1 protein-coding gene is annotated in these 863 nt (G+C 35.3%); it reads left to right on the top strand.

The genetic code is table 11. The features are described 5' to 3' along the window. The coding region (gene tnpB / locus COE49_RS26785) for an IS200/IS605 family element RNA-guided endonuclease TnpB (RefSeq protein ID WP_098946164.1) at positions 1–863 on the top strand (863 nt) is incomplete at both ends.

Raw genomic sequence — 863 nt, 5'->3', positions numbered from 1 at the left:
TTGTATTTAACCATTTTCTTTCTCTTTGGAATGATACGTATAAAGAGGCTGGAAAAGGATTAACCTATCCTTCTTGCTCTGCAGAGCTTACGCAATTAAAAAAACGACAAGATATGCTTTGGTTAAAAGAAGTAGATAGTACCGCTCTTCAATCCTCATTAAAAAACTTCGCAGATGCTTTTTCACGTTTTTTCAAGAAACAAAATGATATGCCACAATTCAAGTCTAAAAAGAATAAAATTCAATCCTATACAACAAAATGTACGAATTATAATATCGCCATTGTAGATCATACAATAAAGTTACCGAAGCTCGGTTTTGTTAGATTTGCCAAAAGTCGTAAAGTGTCAGGACGTATCCTAAATGCCACGATTAGACGAAATCCAAGCGGTAGACACTTTGTGTCTATTCTTACAGAAACAGAAGTGCAACCAGTAGAAAAAACAGGTTCTTCTGTTGGTATCGATGTGGGGTTAAAAGATTATGCCATTCTTTCAGATGGCATAACATACAAGAATCCTAAATTCTTCCGTACATTAGAAGAAAAGTTAGCGAAAGCACAGCGTATCCTTTCTAGAAGAACAAAAGGTTCTTCGAACTGGAATAAACAACGTGTGAAAGTTGCCCGAATCCATGAACATATTTCAAATGCAAGAGCTGATTACTTACATAAACTTTCTACTGAAATCATCAAAAACCACGATGTTATCGGTATGGAAGACTTACAAGTCCGTAATATGCTCAAAAATAGAAAGCTTGCAAAAGCGATTGGTGAAGTATCTTGGTCACAATTTCGATCGATGTTGGAATATAAAGCGAAATGGTATGGCAGACAAGTTGTTATGGTATCTAAAACATTTGCT

The organism is Bacillus sp. AFS029637 (assembly GCF_002584985.1).
Lineage (GTDB): Bacteria > Bacillota > Bacilli > Bacillales > Bacillaceae_G > Bacillus_A.
This window is presented reverse-complemented; position numbering and strand designations above follow the sequence as displayed.